Origin of the sequence: Pseudomonas gorinensis (assembly GCF_042015035.1) — a bacterium.
GTDB lineage: Bacteria > Pseudomonadota > Gammaproteobacteria > Pseudomonadales > Pseudomonadaceae > Aquipseudomonas > Aquipseudomonas gorinensis.
In genome coordinates this window covers 1,121,301-1,141,845 of sequence record NZ_CP167125.1, presented here as the reverse complement: position 1 = coordinate 1,141,845, position 20,545 = coordinate 1,121,301, and the positions used below count along the sequence as shown (strand labels likewise).

Below are 20,545 nucleotides of genomic sequence, written 5' to 3'. Positions count from 1 at the left end.
GGGCTTTCATCCCGCGCAGACGGGCTTTCGCTGACAAGGAATCAAGTATGTTCAAATCGACCAGGCTGTCCTTCGCCCTGGCCGCACTGATGGCCAGTGCGGTGGTACAGGCCGACATCGAAGTACCCCTGGGTAGCCCGCAACGGGTGACCCAGTTGTTCGCTTACCCCAATAACTGCAACGTGATCTGCTTTCGTCCATGGACGCTGGAGCAGACCGTCGAGCATTACCTGAACCAAAGCCTGCAACGCGACGGCTACAGTCGGGCCAAGGTCAGTGTCAAAACCCATGAGGGCCAGGTCGTCGCGACCTTCAGTGGCGTACCCGACAGCTACGGGCACCCGCTGACGGCACTGCTCGACACCGCCGACCTGGCCTACCGGGGCGCCAGCAAGCTCAACGTCGACGGCAAGTGGGCCTACAACTGGTACCTGTTCCTGCCGTTGGGCATGGCCCTGGAAAACCGCAAGAGCATTGAGCTGCTGCACTTCCCCCCGGATTACTCACTGACCCAGGCCCAGGATTACCTGGAATCGGCCACCACCGACCGCTGGGCCACCTTGCTCACCGACAATGGCATACCGGCCACCGAAACCCCGGCCTACCAGACCATCATCGACATCGCGCCCATCGCCGCACCGTCCAACGCCGGCAAGGACTTGGAGAGCGTCTACGGTTACTTCACCGACTACCAGACCCGCATGGTCAAGGAACTGAGCGTGCGGCCCAGCGGCTCATTGCCAATGGTCGCGTTCGGCGCGCCGGTGCGCAGTTGGATCAAGCAACAATACGGGCAAACCGTGGGAGTGCTGGGCCTGGCGCAAATCAGCCCGGAAGCGGGTAAAACCGTGTCGGTCCTGGGCTCCAACCATCCCAGCTACATCTGGTATGCGGCCAGCCCCGACACCTATGACGGCGACGAGCAGAAGGCTGACGAAGCAGGCTTGAAAGTGATGGGCCAGGACCTGAGTGCCGCCTGCTGGCAAGCCGGGATGGGGCAAAAACCGGCGAGCGATCCGAATGTGCTACTCAAGGCATGCATGAACACCTGGCAGGTCACGCGCAAAGAACAGACCTGTGAATTGTTCTATACCTCGGTGCGCAACCTGAGCCCCGAACAGGCGAATGCCAAATGCGCCACGCCCGCGATCAAGTCACAGCTCAAACAGCTTAAAAACGCCGTTCCCACCCCATCGATCGGCATTCCAGCGCTCTAAAGCGCAAAAAAACCGATTTCTACTGTCAACTCTGACAGTAGAAATCGGTTCAATCTTAAGCGAGTCTTGAGCCGGGCCATCCGCTGCAAGACTGGCAGTCAGACACCATCCGCAGGTCGATGCAGCCCTACCAAGGAGAGTTATGAAGACTCAAGCCATGGATAAGGCTAAAACTGTTGCGACTGACTGCCTCTATCCCTTTGCGACATCGCTGTTCGAGCGCGGCTACCCCTCGACCCGCCAGTTTCAAGTGGTGCGCAACCGAAACGGCGACCCCACGGGGATCAAGGCCCGTGTCGCCTTTGACAGCCGAACGCGCATTGCCAAGGTGTCGGGCTACGCCCTCAGCGAGCGGCGCCAGCACACCTTCCAGATCTCATCGCGTATTCATCTGTACGACCGATGGTTCTGCGGCCTGCTGCGTCACTCTTGCAGCCCGAATGTCTATTTCGACACCCACTATCTGGAGCTATGGGCCGTGGTGCCGATTGCCGTCGGAAGCTGGCTGACCATCGATTACGCCGACAGCGGCGACATCTTGCCCCATCAATTTGCCTGCCACTGTGGCGCGCCCAACTGCCGGGGCTGGATCAAAGGCCGAGAGGAACAGATAAACGCCGAGGGGCTGCGCGTGCTGGAGAGCAAGCGCGGCCCCGAATACCGTTAGGCTTCGCCCAACGGGCGCAGGCGATATTGCGGCGGCAGTTGCTCAAAGCCACTGATGGTGGTGTTCAGGCTCTTCCAGCGGCCATCCTTGATGCCATAGATGCAACCATGGATCGACAGGCTCTGCCCACGGTGCCAGGCGTTTTGCACAATGCTGGTATGGCCGACGTTGGCCACTTGCTGGATCACGTTCAACTCGCACAGGCGATCGACGCGCTCTTCTTCAGTCGGCAACTGGGCCAGCAGGTCACGGTTTTCGTAGTACAGGTCGCGAATGGTGCGCAGCCAGCCGTCGATCAGGCCGAACTGGCGGTCCTGCATCGATGCACGCACGCCGCCACAGCCATAGTGGCCAGTGACGAGGATGTGTTTGACCTTGAGTACATCGACCGCGTACTGGATCACCGACAGGCAATTGAGGTCAGTGTGCAGCACCACGTTGGCCACGTTGCGGTGCACGAATAGATCACCCGGCAGCATGCCAACGATCTCGTTGGCCGGCACTCGGGCGTCAGAACAGCCGATCCACAGGTATTCCGGGGTCTGCTGGCGAGCGAGCTTGGCGAAGAATTCGGGATCTTCCTGTTTGATCGCATCCGCCCAGCGTTCGTTGTTATCAAGCAGGTCTTGTAGTTCGTTCATCAGGGAAAGCCTCAGGAATGATGCGCAGTTTTGTGACTGACAACCCGTCGTCCGGGTCACGCCCTGCCGGTGAATAACAAACATGAATCAGCTTGAATCTTTGGGGCGCAGTGCCTGTCCACACACTATAAGCCCCACAGTATGAGGATTGGCCATGACTGAATCACGACGTCCGTACGGCGCTACCCAGCCCGAACCGATTGATGACAACGAAGATCGCATGGGCTCGATGCGCGAGCTGGACTTTGACGAGGACGCCCCCTCCGCGCAGACAGGTGATGATTTGACCCCGGAAAACTTGATCCATGAGGATGGCGCGCGGGATGCCAGGGAGGAAGGCGAAGATAATCCGGCGGATTACGATTTGAGTATCGTGAACGAAGATGAAATTGGCGGTGGTAACGGCCTGGATGAGGCCGAACTGGCGGATATCGATCCGGTAGACGGTAACCGCTGACAAAACGTAATCCTACATGTGGTAGGGGGCAAGCCCCCTCCCACATTGGGCTATGGATTTAGTCGACCAGGGTGCAGGCCATGACGACCGCATCTTCGCGCCCACCGACGGCCGGGTAGTAGTCGCGTCGACGGCCGATTTCATTGAAGCCATAGCGCTCGTACAGCCGGAACGCGCCGGTGTTGCTGTCACGTACTTCAAGGAAACATTCCCGCGCGTTGGCCGCATAGGCGCGAGACATCAGGTGTTCCAGCAGCGCCAGGCCCAGGCCACGGCCCTGGTTTTCCGGCTTGACGGTAATGTTCAGCAAATGCGCTTCGTCGAGGATGATCTGCACCACGCCGTGGCCCACTTGCTGCTCGCCTTCAAACATCAACCAGATCTGGTATTTGCCCAGCCCGTCGAGAAAGATCCCGCGGGTCCAGGGATGGCTGAATGCCGCGTATTCGATTTTCAGCACGGCGTCGAGGTCTGCCTCGGTCATCGGGCGGAAGGATAAAGCCTCACTCATCGGTTGTTTTCCAGCGCGCCATCAGCCGGCGCATGGCTTGCCAGACATCAGCCTTACGCTGTGGCTCTTCCATTAATAATTCCAGGCCCGGCAGGGCCCATACCGAGCCCAGGCCTTCGACCTGCAGCTCGCGGTACCACGCCTCGGCATTGGCCTCACCGGCAAAGCGCACGGCAGGCAGGCCGATCAGCCAGAGGCACACGCAGGGTTCGTCTTCCAAACGCGCCGAGACAAAACCTTGGACAAAATCCCGCGCGGCTTCCGGGCCCTGGTCCATCGTGCCGCGCACCAGCAGCGGCCAACGCACGGGGTCGCCGACAATTTGCGGACTGTCGGGCAGGCCGGCGGCGCGCAGCATGTCCTTGAGCAGCATGTAGGCCGGGTCACGGGTCTGGAAGCGCTCGCCGGTAGGCAGTTCCACCAGCAACAGGCAACGTCCGGCCCGTAGCAATTGCAGGGCAAAACGCGGTGGCGGGACGACCGGCGCCTTGACCACGGGTGCCGCTTCTTCAGCGACTACCGGCTTGGCCATCGGTGACGGACGTGGCACCTCGACCTTGGCGCGCTCCACCACCGGCCGCACAGGCGGCTCTGGCTTGACCACCGCCACGGGCGCAGCGGCTTCTTCCCCGGAGGTCTCGAACGCCTCATAGGGCTCGAGCGCCTGCAACAACTCAGGCCGTGACGGGGCGGCAAACGGCAGTTCGGTGCGGGGCAGCCAGTTGACCACCTGCATGGCGGTCAAGTAAGCGCGACGTCGGGACTCGATAAGCACAGCTCGGCCACTTGTGGATAAGTAAAGAACGGGGATTCTACCGCTGTTCGGTAACAATCGCCCACTGCGCACTGACCGGCTGTGGATAAATCCCGCGCCTGATGCAGTACAATCGCGACTTTTAATCGCCAACCAGCCGGCCATTCCCATGATCGAACCCAAGCGCGTCCTGCGCGCCCTCGCCGAACACTGGGCCCTACTTGAGCCACTGTGCGAACACTTCGACCAAGGCACGCTGAGCCTGGGCGAGTTGCGCGCACAACTGGCCGCCCAACAATTGGACAGCACGCCCCAGGACATCACCAGCCTGCTGGACGTGTGGATTCGCCTGGATATCCTGGTACCTGTCGCCAAGAGCCCGAACCGTTTCGAGCTCAATGCACAGATCCACGACTTCCTCGCCTATCTTCGCAAGGAGCACCGGCTTGGCCTGTGCCTGGAAATCGAAGCTTACCTGCGCCACCTCGAGCGCTTGGCCGGTTATATCCAGGACGCCTTCGACATCCGTGATGGCCACGACCTGGCGCGGCAACTGCGCCTGCTGGACATGCGTGTGCGCGACGTACTGAAAAAACTCGCCAACGACGAACAGGCCCTCGCTGCCGTGGCCGACCGCGCCAAGACCAGCGACCGGCAGATCCCGTTGCGCCAGCGTTATGCCGAAGTCCTGGCGACCTGGGATGAATACGTCGAACCGATGATCCAACTGGTGAACGCCGACGGCGCCTTCGAGCAAGGCGTGCGCAAGGTGGAGAATGTGCTGCTGCGCATGCTCACCGAGCAACAGCGCCTCGGCCACCTGGTGGACGACGACATGCTGCTGCGTACCCACGCGCGCATTCTCGAGATGCAGACCAGCGCCCAACTGACCTTGCGTCACGCACGGGAACTGCTGTTGCCACTGCGTGAAGAAGCACGTCGGCACAACGCCGTGACCCGTGGCGCAGCACTCGCGCTATCGGCCATCCGCCGCAAAGGCCTGGATGCCGTGCCGCAGGCCGCGATGCCGATGTTTACCCGGCCGCAAAGCACCTTCCTTGGCAGCGCGAGTCAGGTCGAGGCCTACGTATACGCCCTGGCGAACTTCGAGCCGAAACCGGCGCGTTTCCCCAAGGCGCACAAGTCCCATAAAGGCGAAGCCCAGCGCGCACCGCGCACGGTCAAGGAAATGCTCGAACGCTGCGAAGACGCGCTGCCGATGCCAGACCTGATGACCTGGCTGCTGGAACAGGAGCCGGACGGCGCCACCGACGAATTGCTGTATTGGTTCTCACGCCTGTCCCGCGAAAAACGCTTCAAGCGCGAGCGTCTGGAACGCCGCGATTACCACACACACGACCACCAGGTCAGCCTGCGCTCATTCGCCCTGCTCCCGGCCAGCCCTGACGCGGCCGAGCATTCTGCGAGCACTCCTTATGCATCTTGATCTATCCGAACTGTCCCAGCTGGCGCCGATTTTTCGCGAGCTGTTCAAGGGTTACCACGTCAGCCGCCGCGACCCGGAGCTGTACGCGCAACTGTCGAATTTCCAGGATCAGTACCGTACGCTGTTCAAGGCCCTTGGCTTTGAGCTGGTGTGCGATACCCGGGGCTTCTACTACTTCGTACCCGACTCCGCCATTGCCAGCGCGCAGGTGAACAAGACCGCTCAACGCCTGGCGTTGTTCACCTTCATCATCGTCGAGCATTTGGCCGACCAGGGCCGCGACCCGATTGCCGTGCTCGACGGTGGCAGCCTGGGCCGCGACGAACTGCCCTCGTTGTTGGAAAAGTACCGCGACCTGTTTATCCAGGCCGAAGTGCAGACCCAGGAAGAACTCGAAGAAAAAATCATGCGCCGCATGACCCAATTGGGTTTTGCCAGCGAAGACAACGGTATTTATCGCTTCCTGCCGCCGATGCACCGCTTCCTCGATGTGTGCCTGTCGGTGCAGCAGGACCGCGACCTGGCGGCCAGCGTGCACAGCGTGTTGCCGTTGCCTGCACCCGTGATCATCGACGAAGACAGCGATGAAAAACTGCTGAAGACCGATGACCCGTTGGACTTGAGTGATTTTGACGACGAAAGCGAAGAAGACGCCCTGGCACGCGCCATTGCCGAAGAACAGGAGACCGACGCATGAGCAAGGAACGCTACGGCATCCGCCGCTTCGCCCTATTGAACACCGCCGGCTACAGCCTGGGCCTGTTCCCGCTGGAAGAGCCGCTGTCGGTGTATGGCGCGAACAACCTGGGTAAATCCGCGTCGATCAACGCCTTGCAGTTCCCGATCCTGGCGCGCATGTCGGACATGAGTTTCGGCAAGTACACCCTGGAACAATCGCGGCGCTTCTACTTTGCCACCGACACCAGCTACATCCTCGTAGAGGTCTCCCTGCCCCACGGCCCGCATGTGATCGGCGTGGTCGGTCGCGGCCCGGGAGGCGGCTTTGGTCACCAGTTCTTCGCCTACGCCGGCAAGCTGGACCTGGCCCACTACCAGAAAAACGACACCTGCCTGCGTCAGAAAGAACTGTTCACCAACCTGGAGCGCGAGGGCCTGAAAGCCTACGAGCTCAAGCCCGATGAACTACGCCGTTTGCTGGTGGGCGGCCACACGTCGATCCCGCTGGACCTGACCCTGATCCCGCTGCGTTCCACCAGCGAACAGAGCCTGAAGACCTTCCGCGCACTGTTTATCAACCTGCTGCACATGCGCGAAATCACCGCGGCCAAGCTCAAGCAATTGTTCCTCGATGCGTTCGAGCACAGCCTGCGCTCCGGCAGTGTCGATTACATCGCAGCGTGCGAAGAAGCCTTCCGCGACGTGCGACGCATGGAGCAGGACTACAACTCCCTGGTCGCCGCAGGACCGCTGGTTGAAGCACTGGCCAATGGTGTGAAACAGCGCGACATCCTGCGTGGCAAATTGCATCGCCTGTCGCCGCTGCTGGACTCGCTGCTGGGCACCTGGTCGGACTACGCCAGTGCGCGCAAGGAAGAGCTGACCATCCAGGCCGAGCACTACCGCAACGAGCAGGACGCGTTGCAAAACGACCAGCGCGGCGGCACCCAGGAGCTGATGCGCCTGGAGCGGGAAATCAGCGGTATCCAGCGTTGGCTGGGCGAGCTGTCGGTGCTCAAGCATCGATTTGCCCTGGTCGATGACGTCAAGGTGCTGGAACAACAGCTGTTGGCGGCCAAAGATGCCCACGATGAACTGGCCGGCGCCCTGGCGCAGTCACGGCAGTTCAGCGCCGAGGATTTGGACGAGCGTCTGCGCGACCTGGAAAAACGCTTGAAGTCGGTCAAGCAGCAGCTTGATCACGCGGATAACAATAGCTACGCCAAACTGCGTGAAGAATTCTCACAGCAGGATGTCGAGCGTCTGATGCGCTTGTTCAACAGTTCTCTGTTCAGCCTGCCGTTGGGCGAGCATGGCATTACGCTGGATGAGGACGGCCAGTGGGTCAAATCCCTGGAACTGATCCTGGATGGCTTCAAGGGCGAGCGTTTCGAAGTGCCGGGGCTGTCCATCGACATCTCGCACATCGAGCCCCCGGCATTACAGGCCCTGGCGGATCGCGCGGCATTGCGTGACCAGAAAGAACGCCTGGAGAAAGAACTCAAGCAGCTCAAGACCCAGCAGGCCGTGGCCTCTGACCGTGCCGCGAGCAAGACCCAGACTGAAGCGCTGTACCAGCAGGTGCTGGACGCACAAAAAGCCCTCGAAGACTTCCGCCGCGCGCAGACCCTGAGCGCCGAAGAAGGTGAGAAGCTGGAACAGCTGGCGCAAATGGAAGCCGCCCAGGATGAACTGAAGCGCTCCAGCGATGCGTTCACCGAACGTGTCCAGCAACTGTCGGCCAAGCTGCAACTGGTCGGTCGCCAGATCGGCGATATGGAAGCCAAGCAACGCACCCTGGATGACGCCTTGCGCCGTCGTCAGTTGCTGCCGGCGGACTTGCCGTTCGGCACGCCGTTCATGGACCCGGTCGACGACTCCATGGACAACCTGTTGCCGCTGCTCAATGACTATCAGGACAGCTGGCAGGGCTTGCTGCGCGCTGATGGCCAGATCGAAGCGCTGTACGCCCAGGTACGCCTCAAGGGCGTGGCCAAGTTCGACAGCGAGGATGACGTGGAGCGTCGCCTGCAACTGCTGATCAACGCCTATGCGCACCGTACCGATGAAGCACTGACCCTCGGCAAGGCACGGCGTGCGGCAGTCACCGATATCGCGCGGACCCTGCGCAATATCCGCAGCGACTATGACAGCCTTGAGCACCAGTTGGCATTGTTCAACCGCGAGATCAACAAGCGCCAGGTGTCCAACCTGCAAAGCTTCCGTATCGTGCTGGCCCCCAACAAGGAAGCCCTCAAGCATATCGACCAGATCATCCACAGTGCCGGTCAGTATGAAGAAGGCGAAACCCTGTCGGTGTTCGACCTCAGCCAGAGCGCCGAGCAGGACAACAAGAACGAAGAGGCCAAGGAATACCTGGCGCGCCTGGTAGCGGCAAACCATAACCAGTTGGGCCTCAAGGATTTGTTCGAGTTGGCCTTCGAGATCACCAAGGTGCATGGTCAGCCGGTGATCCACACCGACATCGATGGTGCCGCGTCCAACGGCACCACGATGACAATCAAAGCGCTGACCAACATGTATTTGTTGCTGCACTTGATGGACCGCGACCAGGCCGGTCGCGTACGGCTGCCGTACTATCTCGATGAAGCCGCGGATATCGACGAGAAGAACCAGGCCGCATTGCTGGAGACCAGCCTGCAACTGGGCTTCGTGCCGATCCTGGCCAGTGTGAAACCGCAGGTCTCAGCCCAGGTCGCAATCGACTTGGAGGGCGGCAGCGGACCTAACGGGATCTATATCGATGAGGCGGATTGGAAGTACATCCGCCGCCACGATGTGGTGAAGGCCACGGTGAATGTGCAGGCGGATGAGCCGGAGTTGGATGAGGTCTGACGCTCGGCGTTGAAATGCAAAAAGGCCGCGATCTGATGGATCGCGGCCTTTTTTTGGGCTGGGGTTTTACATCTTCTTTGAGGCCCCCATCGGGAGCAAGCTCCCTCCCACATGTTGAATGCGCTCACAAATCAAAATGTGGGAGGGGCTTACTCCCGATAGCAGCGCCCAGGTCTATTTACCGAGTGGGATTTTAGGCGCCCAGGTCAGCCACTCGTCTTCAAACTTGTCGAACAGCGGGAACGTTTGCTGCGGTCGCGCCGCACTCCCCATGCGCTCGCCATCGGGCGTGGCAAAGGCGATGCCGCCGGCGACCAGCGTCTCCAGGGACTCCGTCCGCACCGTCGCCCCCTTGAACAGGCCAAAGTCGAGACCAAAGCCGCTGGAGTTCCAGAAGCGGCTGCCGCTGCGTACCAGGGGAGCGTACTTGGGCTCGATCAGGATGTGGACCAGCACGCGGTCGGCGGTCTGGCCCAGCTCATATCCAGTCACTTTGCCCACGGTGACTTCACGGTAGGTGACCGGCACACCTTCCTTCAACGAACCACGGCGCGCGGCACTGAGCACCAGGCTCAGGCCCGCCTCCTGGTGGGCGGTTTCAGGGGGTTGGTCCAGGGCGACAAAGCTCTTTTGTGGCCCGGCGTTTTTCACCGCAGGCTGTACTTCGATGTACTGCCCAGTGACCAGGGTTTCCAGGTTGGAGGTTTTCATCAGGCCCAGTTCAGGCTTGACCACCCAGAACTGACTGCCGACGCGCGCGATGCGGTCCGCAACTTGGGTGATACGCGCGCCGAGCAATACCGACTGCATATCGGCGCTCAAGTCGACGCTCTCGATCTTGCCCACATCCAGCCCTTTGAAACGAACAGGCGTGCCAGGACGCAGCCCATCGGCGCGGTCGACCTTGATGGTCACCAGGGTGCCATGCTGGTTGGCGGCCTCACGGTCGGCGAACAGGCGGAAACGTGGAATACGCTTTTTCAGCGGTACGTTCGGTTCCGGCGTTTCGAAGGCAATACCACCGGCCATCAAGCTGGCCAGGGATTCACTTTTCACTTGGATGCCGCCGGTGAGTCCGCCGGTCAAGGTAACGCCGCTGGCATTCCAGAAGCGCGTCGAACCGTTGACCAGATTGGCGTATTCCTTCTCGATGTGGACGCCGATCACCAGCTGTTTGTTCTTGCGCGAGAACTGATAGCTCTGCACCGAACCTACCTTGACCTGCTTGTAGAGAATCGGGCTGCCTACATCCAGGGACCCAAGGTTGTCAGTGAACAGCACCATGTGCAGGCCTGGCGAACGCAGGTCCAATGGCGGGGCCTTGGCCCGGGCGACAAATTCACGCTGTGGCGCACTGCCTTTGTCGCCAGGGCGGATGGCGATGTAGTTACCTTTGACCAACGCTTCAAGCCCGGTGATACCGGCCAGGGAAATGGACGGTTTGACCACCCAGAACTGGGTGTCCTGCACCAGATAATCTTCGGCCAATGGGTCAAGGGTCAGCTCAGCATTGGCGCTGGACAGGTCTGGATCGATCTTCAGGGTTTTCAGGCTGCCGACCTGAATGCCTTTGTACATCACCGGGGTGCGTCCGGCCTGCAAGCCTTCGAAGTCGGTAAGTTTGACCTTGACCTTGATACCGGCTGCGGCAGCGTCGAAATCTTCGTACAGGCGGAACGGCAGGCTCGGATCAGTGGGAGGGCTATCCTTGCGGTTCTCCGGCGTGGCGAAGGCGATACCGCCGGCAACGATACTGGAGAGGGACTCGCTGCGCACCTTCACTCCAGAGAGGTTGGCATCGATGCTGATGCCGCTGGCGTTCCAGAAACGCGTGTGTTTGCGCACCAGGTTGGCGTAGGTTGGTTCGATATAAACCTTGATTTCAACGGTGCTCTGGTCTTCGGACAGCAGGTAGCTTTTGACCTGGCCGACCTGGATCTGTTTGTAGAACACTGGGCTGCCACGGTTAAGCGATCCGAGACGGTCGGCCTTGATGGTCAGGTGCAGGCCGGGCTTGGCGTCGGATAATGGAGGCTCTTCGGAAAGGGCCTTGAATTTGCGTGTGGGTTCGCCGTCGCCTGGGCTGGCAGCGATGTAATTACCTGAGACCAAGGTTTCCAGGCCGGTGATACCGGCGAGGCTGACACTGGGCTTGACCAGCCAGAAGCGGGTGTTGGTCTTGAGGTATTGCTCGACGTCCTTGTTCATCTCGATGGTGGCAATCACCCCGCGATTGTTGCCCTCATCGTCAAGGGCCAAGGTCTTGACCTTGCCCACTGACATACCTTTGTAGACCACTTCGGTTTTGTTGGCCTGGATACCTTCGCCACTTTCAAAACGCACTTGGATTTCAATGCCCTGCTGGGAATAGGCACGCCATCCCAACCAGCCACCAATGATCAGCGCAATCAGGGGAAGGACCCAAATTGCCGACCAATTCGAGGCCGGTCGGGTTTTAGCTTTAGGCAAATCACTCATGGTCGTCGTCCGACTCCGTGTTATCCCAAATCAGTCGGGGATCAAAAGTTACTGCGGCAAGCATCGTCAAGATCACCACACTGGCGAAGGCTGCTGCGCCGAGGTTGGCCTCGACGCTGGCAAGCCGCCCAAAGTTTACAACCGCCACCAGGATGGCGATCACGAAGATATCCAGCATGGACCAGCGGCCAATGAATTCGATAAATCGGTACATGATGATGCGTTGTTGCGCGGACAGCGGTTGGTGACGCTGCACCGAGAACAGTAGCAGACCAATGCCCACCAGCTTGAATGTCGGCACCAGAATACTGGCAATGAACACCACGGCGGCGATGGGGAACATCCCGTGCTGCACCAGTTGGATGACACCCGACATGATGGTACTGGGATCACCCTGGCCAAGGGAGTTGATGGTCATGATCGGTAGCAGGTTGGCGGGAATATATAAAATGGCCGCGGTGATCAGCAATGCCCATGTGCGCGTGAGGCTGTTGGGACGGCGGGCATGGATCAGCGCACCACAACGGCTGCAGGATTGCTCATCGGCATCCGGCTCTTGCTTGTTCAGTTCGTGACATTCGGTACAAATCAGAATGCCTGCATCAATCGCCCGCATGATCATCTTCTCCTGACAGTGCTTGCCAGATCTGGTGCGGCGACATCACCACCTCAAGCAGAACCTGAACCATTAATAGGCTGACAAAGCAGGCTAGCCCCAGACCGATTGTGATAGAAGCCATATCTGCGAGTTTTACGATCGCTACCAACACCCCCATCAAATAGACCTCCAACATCCCCCAGTCCTTCATATGATGGTAGATGCGGTACAGCAACAGCCCGTAACTGCGGCCCATCTTCCAGCGAATGCTGAGCAACACTGCCAGTTGGCAAAGCAGCTTGAGCAAGGGAATACCCATGCTGCACAGGAACACCACGGCGGCAACGCCTTGCATGCCGGTATCGAACAAACCGACAACGCCACTCCACACGGTATCCTCAGAGGATTGCCCGAGTAGATGGAGCTGCATGATGGGTAAAAAGTTCGCGGGGATGTACAGCAACAGCGCGGCGAGCACGAGGGCAAGGCTGCGCTCAACGACATTGTGGCGGTGAGCGTAAAGCTCGTACCCGCAACGCGGGCATTGGGCCTTTTCGCCAAGGGCAAGCGTTGGTTTGCGCATCAGCAAGTCGCACTCATGACATGCAACCAGGTCGTCCAGTGGTAAATCCGACACCTTGAGGGTATCAACCGGGTCGGGCATAGATAGGGCTCTGACTCTAAAAAAGGTTAGGTGCCTATTCTAGTGGTCTGGTTCAGAAATAACTGTGCAAATTTGTCGGGCGATTGGGGGGCAAGTACGGGAATTGGAGCCGGAGGCGGTGTGCCCGACGGTGCGCCTCAGCGTTATCGTGCTGCATGAGCACGCTAGCGCCTGCGCTTTTCGATCGCCCAAAACAAAACCCCATTTGCTTTCGCAAATGGGGTTTCGGAATTTAATCTTGACGATGACCTACTCTCACATGGGGAAACCCCACACTACCATCGGCGATGCATCGTTTCACTACTGAGTTCGGGATGGGATCAGGTGGTTCCAATGCTCTATGGTCGTCAAGAAATTCGGGTACTGAGTCGTGGCCGGTTGGCCTCGCTTCAGCAAATTGGGTATGTGATAGCTTTCGGTGTTTTGTGAGTTTCGAACTTTCGGTTCGTTTCGTCTTCACACACCGCAATCTGGTGCCTTTTCAGGTCAGCAAATTGCTTGGGTGTTATATGGTCAAGCCTCACGGGCAATTAGTATTGGTTAGCTCAACGCCTCACAGCGCTTACACACCCAACCTATCAACGTCGTAGTCTTCGACGGCCCTTCAGGGGACTCAAGGTCCCAGTGAGATCTCATCTTGAGGCTAGTTTCCCGCTTAGATGCTTTCAGCGGTTATCTATTCCGAACATAGCTACCCGGCAATGCCACTGGCGTGACAACCGGAACACCAGAGGTTCGTCCACTCCGGTCCTCTCGTACTAGGAGCAGCCCCTCTCAAATCTCAAACGTCCACGGCAGATAGGGACCGAACTGTCTCACGACGTTCTAAACCCAGCTCGCGTACCACTTTAAATGGCGAACAGCCATACCCTTGGGACCGGCTTCAGCCCCAGGATGTGATGAGCCGACATCGAGGTGCCAAACACCGCCGTCGATATGAACTCTTGGGCGGTATCAGCCTGTTATCCCCGGAGTACCTTTTATCCGTTGAGCGATGGCCCTTCCATACAGAACCACCGGATCACTAAGACCTACTTTCGTACCTGCTCGACGTGTCTGTCTCGCAGTCAAGCGCGCTTTTGCCTTTATACTCTACGACCGATTTCCGACCGGTCTGAGCGCACCTTCGTACTCCTCCGTTACTCTTTAGGAGGAGACCGCCCCAGTCAAACTACCCACCATACACTGTCCTCGATCCGGATAACGGACCTGAGTTAGAACCTCAAAGTTGCCAGGGTGGTATTTCAAGGTTGGCTCCACGCGAACTGGCGTCCACGCTTCAAAGCCTCCCACCTATCCTACACAAGCAAATTCAAAGTCCAGTGCAAAGCTATAGTAAAGGTTCACGGGGTCTTTCCGTCTAGCCGCGGATACACTGCATCTTCACAGCGATTTCAATTTCACTGAGTCTCGGGTGGAGACAGCGCCGCCATCGTTACGCCATTCGTGCAGGTCGGAACTTACCCGACAAGGAATTTCGCTACCTTAGGACCGTTATAGTTACGGCCGCCGTTTACCGGGGCTTCGATCAAGAGCTTCGCGTTAGCTAACCCCATCAATTAACCTTCCGGCACCGGGCAGGCGTCACACCCTATACGTCCACTTTCGTGTTTGCAGAGTGCTGTGTTTTTAATAAACAGTCGCAGCGGCCTGGTATCTTCGACCGGCATGGGCTTACGGAGCAAGTCCTTCACCCTCACCGGCGCACCTTCTCCCGAAGTTACGGTGCCATTTTGCCTAGTTCCTTCACCCGAGTTCTCTCAAGCGCCTTGGTATTCTCTACCCAACCACCTGTGTCGGTTTGGGGTACGGTTCCTGGTTACCTGAAGCTTAGAAGCTTTTCTTGGAAGCATGGCATCAACCACTTCGTCATCTAAAAGATAACTCGTCATCAGCTCTCGGCCTTAAGATCCCGGATTTACCTAAGATCTCAGCCTACCACCTTAAACTTGGACAACCAACGCCAAGCTGGCCTAGCCTTCTCCGTCCCTCCATCGCAATAACCAGAAGTACAGGAATATTAACCTGTTTTCCATCGACTACGCTTTTCAGCCTCGCCTTAGGGACCGACTAACCCTGCGTCGATTAACGTTGCGCAGGAAACCTTGGTCTTTCGGCGTGGGTGTTTTTCACACCCATTGTCGTTACTCATGTCAGCATTCGCACTTCTGATACCTCCAGCAAGCTTCTCAACTCACCTTCACAGGCTTACAGAACGCTCCTCTACCGCATCACTTACGTGATACCCGTAGCTTCGGTGTATGGTTTGAGCCCCGTTACATCTTCCGCGCAGGCCGACTCGACTAGTGAGCTATTACGCTTTCTTTAAAGGGTGGCTGCTTCTAAGCCAACCTCCTAGCTGTCTAAGCCTTCCCACATCGTTTCCCACTTAACCATAACTTTGGGACCTTAGCTGACGGTCTGGGTTGTTTCCCTTTTCACGACGGACGTTAGCACCCGCCGTGTGTCTCCCATGCTCGGCACTTGTAGGTATTCGGAGTTTGCATCGGTTTGGTAAGTCGGGATGACCCCCTAGCCGAAACAGTGCTCTACCCCCTACAGTGATACATGAGGCGCTACCTAAATAGCTTTCGAGGAGAACCAGCTATCTCCGAGCTTGATTAGCCTTTCACTCCGATCCACAGGTCATCCGCTAACTTTTCAACGGTAGTCGGTTCGGTCCTCCAGTTAGTGTTACCCAACCTTCAACCTGCCCATGGATAGATCGCCCGGTTTCGGGTCTATTCCCAGCGACTAGACGCCCTATTAAGACTCGCTTTCGCTACGCCTCCCCTATTCGGTTAAGCTCGCCACTGAAAATAAGTCGCTGACCCATTATACAAAAGGTACGCAGTCACCCAACAAAGTGGGCTCCCACTGCTTGTACGCATACGGTTTCAGGATCTATTTCACTCCCCTCTCCGGGGTTCTTTTCGCCTTTCCCTCACGGTACTAGTTCACTATCGGTCAGTCAGTAGTATTTAGCCTTGGAGGATGGTCCCCCCATATTCAGACAAAGTTTCTCGTGCTCCGTCCTACTCGATTTCATGACTAAGAGATTTTCGCGTACAGGGCTATCACCCACTATGGCCGCACTTTCCAGAGCGTTCCGCTAATCTCAAAGCCACTTAAGGGCTAGTCCCCGTTCGCTCGCCACTACTAAGGGAATCTCGGTTGATTTCTTTTCCTCAGGGTACTTAGATGTTTCAGTTCCCCTGGTTCGCCCCTTACACCTATGTATTCAGTGTAAGGTAACCATCTTATGATGGCTGGGTTCCCCCATTCAGACATCTCCGGATCAAAGTCTGTTTGCCGACTCCCCGAAGCTTTTCGCAGGCTACCACGTCTTTCATCGCCTCTGACTGCCAAGGCATCCACCGTATGCGCTTCTTCACTTGACCATATAACCCCAAGCAATCTGGTTATACTGTGAAGACGACATTCGCCGAAAATTCGAATTTCTCAATTAAGAGAACTCACAAATTTTACCTTAGCCTGATCCGTTACCAGTGAAAGTAACGTTCAGTCTATCTTTCTATCACATACCCAAATTTTTAAAGAACGATCTAATCAAAGACTAGAAATCAACATTCACCATCGCAGTGATGGAATGCTCATTTCTAAGCTTTCAACGTCTAGAAGCAGTAGTGGTGGAGCCAAACGGGATCGAACCGTTGACCTCCTGCGTGCAAGGCAGGCGCTCTCCCAGCTGAGCTATGGCCCCGTATTTCTACAGGCGTTTCCCACACAAAATTGGTGGGTCTGGGCAGATTCGAACTGCCGACCTCACCCTTATCAGGGGTGCGCTCTAACCAACTGAGCTACAGACCCAATTTCGGGCTGCTTCTTTATCGTCTTCTTCAATGAATCAAGCAATTCGTGTGGGAACTTATGGAGCAGCTGATGTCGTCGATTAAGGAGGTGATCCAGCCGCAGGTTCCCCTACGGCTACCTTGTTACGACTTCACCCCAGTCATGAATCACACCGTGGTAACCGTCCCCCCGAAGGTTAGACTAGCTACTTCTGGTGCAACCCACTCCCATGGTGTGACGGGCGGTGTGTACAAGGCCCGGGAACGTATTCACCGCGACATTCTGATTCGCGATTACTAGCGATTCCGACTTCACGCAGTCGAGTTGCAGACTGCGATCCGGACTACGATCGGTTTTGTGGGATTAGCTCCACCTCGCGGCTTGGCAACCCTCTGTACCGACCATTGTAGCACGTGTGTAGCCCAGGCCGTAAGGGCCATGATGACTTGACGTCATCCCCACCTTCCTCCGGTTTGTCACCGGCAGTCTCCTTAGAGTGCCCACCATAACGTGCTGGTAACTAAGGACAAGGGTTGCGCTCGTTACGGGACTTAACCCAACATCTCACGACACGAGCTGACGACAGCCATGCAGCACCTGTCTCAATGTTCCCGAAGGCACCAATCTATCTCTAGAAAGTTCATTGGATGTCAAGGCCTGGTAAGGTTCTTCGCGTTGCTTCGAATTAAACCACATGCTCCACCGCTTGTGCGGGCCCCCGTCAATTCATTTGAGTTTTAACCTTGCGGCCGTACTCCCCAGGCGGTCAACTTAATGCGTTAGCTGCGCCACTAAGAGCTCAAGGCTCCCAACGGCTAGTTGACATCGTTTACGGCGTGGACTACCAGGGTATCTAATCCTGTTTGCTCCCCACGCTTTCGCACCTCAGTGTCAGTATCAGTCCAGGTGGTCGCCTTCGCCACTGGTGTTCCTTCCTATATCTACGCATTTCACCGCTACACAGGAAATTCCACCACCCTCTACCATACTCTAGTCAGTCAGTTTTGAATGCAGTTCCCAGGTTGAGCCCGGGGATTTCACATCCAACTTAACTAACCACCTACGCGCGCTTTACGCCCAGTAATTCCGATTAACGCTTGCACCCTCTGTATTACCGCGGCTGCTGGCACAGAGTTAGCCGGTGCTTATTCTGTCGGTAACGTCAAAACAATCACGTATTAGGTAACTGCCCTTCCTCCCAACTTAAAGTGCTTTACAATCCGAAGACCTTCTTCACACACGCGGCATGGCTGGATCAGGCTTTCGCCCATTGTCCAATATTCCCCACTGCTGCCTCCCGTAGGAGTCTGGACCGTGTCTCAGTTCCAGTGTGACTGATCATCCTCTCAGACCAGTTACGGATCGTCGCCTTGGTGAGCCATTACCTCACCAACTAGCTAATCCGACCTAGGCTCATCTGATAGCGCAAGGCCCGAAGGTCCCCTGCTTTCTCCCGTAGGACGTATGCGGTATTAGCGTCCGTTTCCGAACGTTATCCCCCACTACCAGGCAGATTCCTAGGCATTACTCACCCGTCCGCCGCTCTCAAGAGAAGCAAGCTTCTCTCTACCGCTCGACTTGCATGTGTTAGGCCTGCCGCCAGCGTTCAATCTGAGCCATGATCAAACTCTTCAGTTCAAACATCTTTGGGTTTTTAAGAAACCCTAAACTTGGCTCAGCAATCGTTGGTTACATCTTTGATTTCTCGCGGAGTAACTTGTGATGCTGATAATCTTGTTGACTATCAGTCTGACTCCACAAGCACCCACACGAATTGCTTGATTCAGTTGTTAAAGAGCGGTTGGTTAAGATCTTTCGTCTCAACCGAGGCGCGCATTCTACAGCAGCCTCATTTGCTGTCAAGTGATTATTTTCAGAAGTTTTCAAAGTTTCCTTTGTAACTTCAACCACTTGCGCTTCCGATCTCTCGTTAGCGGGAGGCGAATTCTACAGCGTTACACGCTGCTGTCAACACCTCTTTTTCTCCGCTTTCGACCGAGAGGATCGAAACGTTAATAGAGCCAAACGACACTGCTCTACCAACTCCTTCTGGGCTTCGATGAACTGAAGCAGGTCGCTGTCGAATCTTGCGTAACTCTTTGTTTACCAAGGAGTTTTCCGTTTCGACTGCGCCGGAAGTGGGGCGAATTATAGACTTCCAGAATCTGCCGTCAACACCTATTTTCATATTTCTGTCATATCGATCAAAAAAGCCTCAAATACACGAAAGCCGGCCCCAAGGGGCCGGCTTTCAACGCTTATTACAAGCTAGGAAACGCAAACTGCGACGCTTCATGACTGGCCCGTTGCGGCCAACGCTGGGTAATCGCCTTGCGACGTGTGTAGAAACGCACCCCATCCGGACCATAAGCATGCAAGTCACCGAACAGCGAACGCTTCCAACCACCAAAGCTGTGATACGCCACCGGCACCGGCAGTGGCACGTTCACGCCGACCATCCCCACTTCAATCTCGTCACAGAACAGACGCGCCGCCTCCCCATCACGGGTGAAGATGCAGGTACCGTTGCCGTACTCGTGATCGTTAATCAGCTGCATCGCAGCTTCCAGGCTATTCACCCGAACCACGCACAGCACCGGCCCGAAGATCTCTTCTTTATAGATACGCATCTCGGGCGTCACGCGATCGAACAAACTGCCGCCCAGGAAGAACCCCTCTTCATGCCCGGCAACACTCAAGCCACGACCATCAACTACCAGTTCAGCGCCCGCAGCCACACCGTCTTCTATATAGCCACTGACCTTATCCCGCGCCTGCCCTGTCACCAGCGGCCCCATATCCAGCCCGCAGGAGGTGCCCGCACCGATCTTCAGCGCCTTGACCTGCGGCACCAGCTTGGCGATCAATGCATCCGCCACCTGGTCACCCACGCACACGGCCACCGAGATCGCCATGCAACGTTCACCGCAAGAACCATAGGCAGCACCCATCAAGGCACTGACCGCATTATCCAGGTCCGCATCCGGCATCAGCACCGCATGGTTCTTCGCCCCGCCCAGTGCCTGCACGCGTTTGCCACGTTTGGTCGCTTCGGCATAGATGTACTCGGCAATCGGTGTCGAGCCGACGAAGCTCAGCGCCTTGACTTCCGGCGCCTCGATCAACGCATCCACCGCGCCCTTGTCACCGTGCACCACGCTCAGCACACCTTTAGGCAGGCCAGCCTCCTGCAATAGTTGCGCGATCAGCAACGTCGAGCTTGGATCACGCTCCGACGGCTTGAGGATGAAGCAGTTGCCGCAAACGATCGCCAGCGGATACATCCACAGTGGCACCATCGCCGGGAAGTTGAACGGTGTAATGCCTGCCACCACGCCCAACGGCTGGAAATCCGACCAGGCATCAATGTTCGGCCCGACATTGCGGCTGTACTCGCCCTTGAGAATCTCCGGCGCCGAGCACGCGTACTCCACGTTCTCGATCCCACGCTTCAACTCACCGGCGGCGTCTTCCAGCGTCTTGCCATGCTCTTCGCTGATCAACTGCGAGATACGTGCTTCGTTCTGCTCCAGCAATTGCTTGAAACGAAACATCACCTGGGCACGCTTGGCCGCTGGCGTATTCCTCCAGGCCGGAAACGCTGCCTTGGCCGAATCGATTGCGCTCTGAATAGTCTCGCGGCTGGCCAACGGCACCTGGTGAATCACCTGGCCAGTGGACGGGTTGTACACATCGGCAGTGCGATCGGTCTCGCTGACCAACTGGCCATTGATCAAATGCTGGATAAGGCTCATGCAGGGCTC

General features: G+C 57.3%; 13 protein-coding genes, 2 tRNA genes and 3 rRNA genes. 6 read left to right on the top strand and 12 right to left on the bottom strand.

The genetic code is table 11. The features are described 5' to 3' along the window. Nucleotides 1-47: 47 nt before the first annotated feature. Both AB7933_RS05045 and AB7933_RS05040 read left to right on the top strand, forming a co-directional pair. Nucleotides 48-1,217, top strand: coding sequence for a hypothetical protein (locus AB7933_RS05045; RefSeq protein WP_024073219.1), 1,170 nt, complete (start codon nucleotides 48-50; stop codon nucleotides 1,215-1,217). A gap of 142 nt (nucleotides 1,218-1,359) precedes the next feature. After that, nucleotides 1,360-1,884: a hypothetical protein gene (locus tag AB7933_RS05040; RefSeq protein WP_024073218.1), complete on the top strand. Its 525-nt coding sequence runs from the start codon at nucleotides 1,360-1,362 to the stop codon at nucleotides 1,882-1,884. Here the strand turns inward: AB7933_RS05040 and can are convergent. Continuing rightward, nucleotides 1,881-2,525 (bottom strand): carbonate dehydratase, encoded by a 645-nt coding sequence (can, locus tag AB7933_RS05035; RefSeq protein WP_010213394.1) that lies wholly within the window; start codon nucleotides 2,523-2,525, stop codon nucleotides 1,881-1,883. The two genes, AB7933_RS05040 and can, sit on opposite strands and share 4 nt — an antisense overlap. A gap of 154 nt (nucleotides 2,526-2,679) precedes the next feature. On the opposite strand from can, the gene AB7933_RS05030 reads away from it, so the two are divergent. Beyond that, a complete protein-coding gene (locus AB7933_RS05030; RefSeq protein ID WP_024073217.1) occupies nucleotides 2,680-2,982 on the top strand; it encodes a hypothetical protein in 303 nt (100 codons plus the stop codon). A gap of 58 nt (nucleotides 2,983-3,040) precedes the next feature. Here AB7933_RS05030 and rimI read toward each other — a convergent pair whose 3' ends face one another. Further along, on the bottom strand, nucleotides 3,041-3,493 hold the full coding sequence (gene rimI / locus AB7933_RS05025) for a ribosomal protein S18-alanine N-acetyltransferase (RefSeq protein ID WP_003188286.1): 453 nt from the start codon (nucleotides 3,491-3,493) through the stop codon (nucleotides 3,041-3,043). Continuing rightward, nucleotides 3,486-4,229: a hypothetical protein gene (locus tag AB7933_RS05020; protein ID WP_051448866.1), complete on the bottom strand. Its 744-nt coding sequence runs from the start codon at nucleotides 4,227-4,229 to the stop codon at nucleotides 3,486-3,488. The genes rimI and AB7933_RS05020 overlap by 8 nt, the downstream gene beginning before the upstream one ends. 187 nt (nucleotides 4,230-4,416) lie before the next feature. On the opposite strand from AB7933_RS05020, the gene mksB reads away from it, so the two are divergent. Genes mksB through mksF form a run of 3 tightly spaced genes read left to right on the top strand, consistent with a single transcriptional unit; the run spans nucleotide 4,417 to nucleotide 9,228 of the window. Then, a complete protein-coding gene (mksB, locus tag AB7933_RS05015; RefSeq protein WP_024073215.1) occupies nucleotides 4,417-5,694 on the top strand; it encodes an Mks condensin complex protein MksB in 1,278 nt (425 codons plus the stop codon). Then, on the top strand, nucleotides 5,684-6,391 hold the full coding sequence (gene mksE, locus AB7933_RS05010) for an Mks condensin complex protein MksE (protein WP_024073214.1): 708 nt from the start codon (nucleotides 5,684-5,686) through the stop codon (nucleotides 6,389-6,391). Before mksB ends, mksE begins: the two co-directional genes overlap by 11 nt. Then, complete coding sequence (mksF, locus tag AB7933_RS05005) at nucleotides 6,388-9,228, top strand: Mks condensin complex protein MksF (protein ID WP_024073213.1); 2,841 nt, start codon at nucleotides 6,388-6,390, stop codon at nucleotides 9,226-9,228. The genes mksE and mksF overlap by 4 nt, the downstream gene beginning before the upstream one ends. A 174-nt stretch (nucleotides 9,229-9,402) precedes the next feature. On the opposite strand, the gene AB7933_RS05000 is transcribed toward mksF, so the two are convergent. The 9 genes from AB7933_RS05000 to AB7933_RS04960 all read right to left on the bottom strand — a co-directional run bounded on the left by AB7933_RS05000 (nucleotide 9,403) and on the right by AB7933_RS04960 (nucleotide 20,536). After that, nucleotides 9,403-11,706: a PqiB family protein gene (locus AB7933_RS05000; RefSeq protein ID WP_024073212.1), complete on the bottom strand. Its 2,304-nt coding sequence runs from the start codon at nucleotides 11,704-11,706 to the stop codon at nucleotides 9,403-9,405. Continuing rightward, nucleotides 11,699-12,322 carry a paraquat-inducible protein A gene (locus AB7933_RS04995; RefSeq protein WP_024073211.1) on the bottom strand — a complete coding sequence of 208 codons (624 nt, stop codon included), beginning with the start codon at nucleotides 12,320-12,322 and terminating at the stop codon, nucleotides 11,699-11,701. The genes AB7933_RS05000 and AB7933_RS04995 overlap by 8 nt, the downstream gene beginning before the upstream one ends. Continuing rightward, a complete protein-coding gene (locus AB7933_RS04990) occupies nucleotides 12,309-12,968 on the bottom strand; it encodes a paraquat-inducible protein A (protein ID WP_024073210.1) in 660 nt (219 codons plus the stop codon). Before AB7933_RS04990 ends, AB7933_RS04995 begins: the two co-directional genes overlap by 14 nt. Before the next feature lie 236 nt (nucleotides 12,969-13,204). Further along, nucleotides 13,205-13,320, bottom strand: a 5S ribosomal RNA gene (gene rrf / locus AB7933_RS04985). 157 nt (nucleotides 13,321-13,477) lie between these two features. Next, a 23S ribosomal RNA gene (locus AB7933_RS04980) occupies nucleotides 13,478-16,369 on the bottom strand. A gap of 247 nt (nucleotides 16,370-16,616) precedes the next feature. Then, nucleotides 16,617-16,692, bottom strand: a tRNA-Ala gene (locus tag AB7933_RS04975). 30 nt (nucleotides 16,693-16,722) lie between these two features. Beyond that, a tRNA-Ile gene (locus AB7933_RS04970) sits at nucleotides 16,723-16,799 on the bottom strand. Between the two features lie 83 nt (nucleotides 16,800-16,882). After that, nucleotides 16,883-18,419 (bottom strand): 16S ribosomal RNA (locus AB7933_RS04965). Together the 16S, 23S and 5S rRNA genes with 2 tRNA genes alongside form the textbook arrangement of a ribosomal RNA operon. Before the next feature lie 623 nt (nucleotides 18,420-19,042). Beyond that, nucleotides 19,043-20,536, bottom strand: coding sequence for a CoA-acylating methylmalonate-semialdehyde dehydrogenase (locus AB7933_RS04960; RefSeq protein ID WP_024073209.1), 1,494 nt, complete (start codon nucleotides 20,534-20,536; stop codon nucleotides 19,043-19,045). Between the last annotated feature and the right edge of the window lie 9 nt (nucleotides 20,537-20,545).

Excerpts from the sequence above, each read along its gene's own strand:
- can (WP_010213394.1), bottom strand. The coding sequence starts at position 2,525 with ATGAACGAACTACAAGACCTGCTTGATAACAACGAACGCTGGGCGGAT.
- AB7933_RS04960 (WP_024073209.1), bottom strand. The coding sequence starts at position 20,536 with ATGAGCCTTATCCAGCATTTGATCAATGGCCAGTTGGTCAGCGAGACC.
- AB7933_RS05040 (WP_024073218.1), top strand. The coding sequence starts at position 1,360 with ATGAAGACTCAAGCCATGGATAAGGCTAAAACTGTTGCGACTGACTGC.
- AB7933_RS05030 (WP_024073217.1), top strand. The coding sequence starts at position 2,680 with ATGACTGAATCACGACGTCCGTACGGCGCTACCCAGCCCGAACCGATT.
- mksE (WP_024073214.1), top strand. The coding sequence starts at position 5,684 with ATGCATCTTGATCTATCCGAACTGTCCCAGCTGGCGCCGATTTTTCGC.
- AB7933_RS05045 (WP_024073219.1), top strand. The coding sequence starts at position 48 with ATGTTCAAATCGACCAGGCTGTCCTTCGCCCTGGCCGCACTGATGGCC.
- AB7933_RS05000 (WP_024073212.1), bottom strand. The coding sequence starts at position 11,706 with ATGAGTGATTTGCCTAAAGCTAAAACCCGACCGGCCTCGAATTGGTCG.
- rimI (WP_003188286.1), bottom strand. The coding sequence starts at position 3,493 with ATGAGTGAGGCTTTATCCTTCCGCCCGATGACCGAGGCAGACCTCGAC.
- mksF (WP_024073213.1), top strand. The coding sequence starts at position 6,388 with ATGAGCAAGGAACGCTACGGCATCCGCCGCTTCGCCCTATTGAACACC.
- AB7933_RS04995 (WP_024073211.1), bottom strand. The coding sequence starts at position 12,322 with ATGCGGGCGATTGATGCAGGCATTCTGATTTGTACCGAATGTCACGAA.
- AB7933_RS04990 (WP_024073210.1), bottom strand. The coding sequence starts at position 12,968 with ATGCCCGACCCGGTTGATACCCTCAAGGTGTCGGATTTACCACTGGAC.
- AB7933_RS05020 (WP_051448866.1), bottom strand. The coding sequence starts at position 4,229 with ATGCAGGTGGTCAACTGGCTGCCCCGCACCGAACTGCCGTTTGCCGCC.
- mksB (WP_024073215.1), top strand. The coding sequence starts at position 4,417 with ATGATCGAACCCAAGCGCGTCCTGCGCGCCCTCGCCGAACACTGGGCC.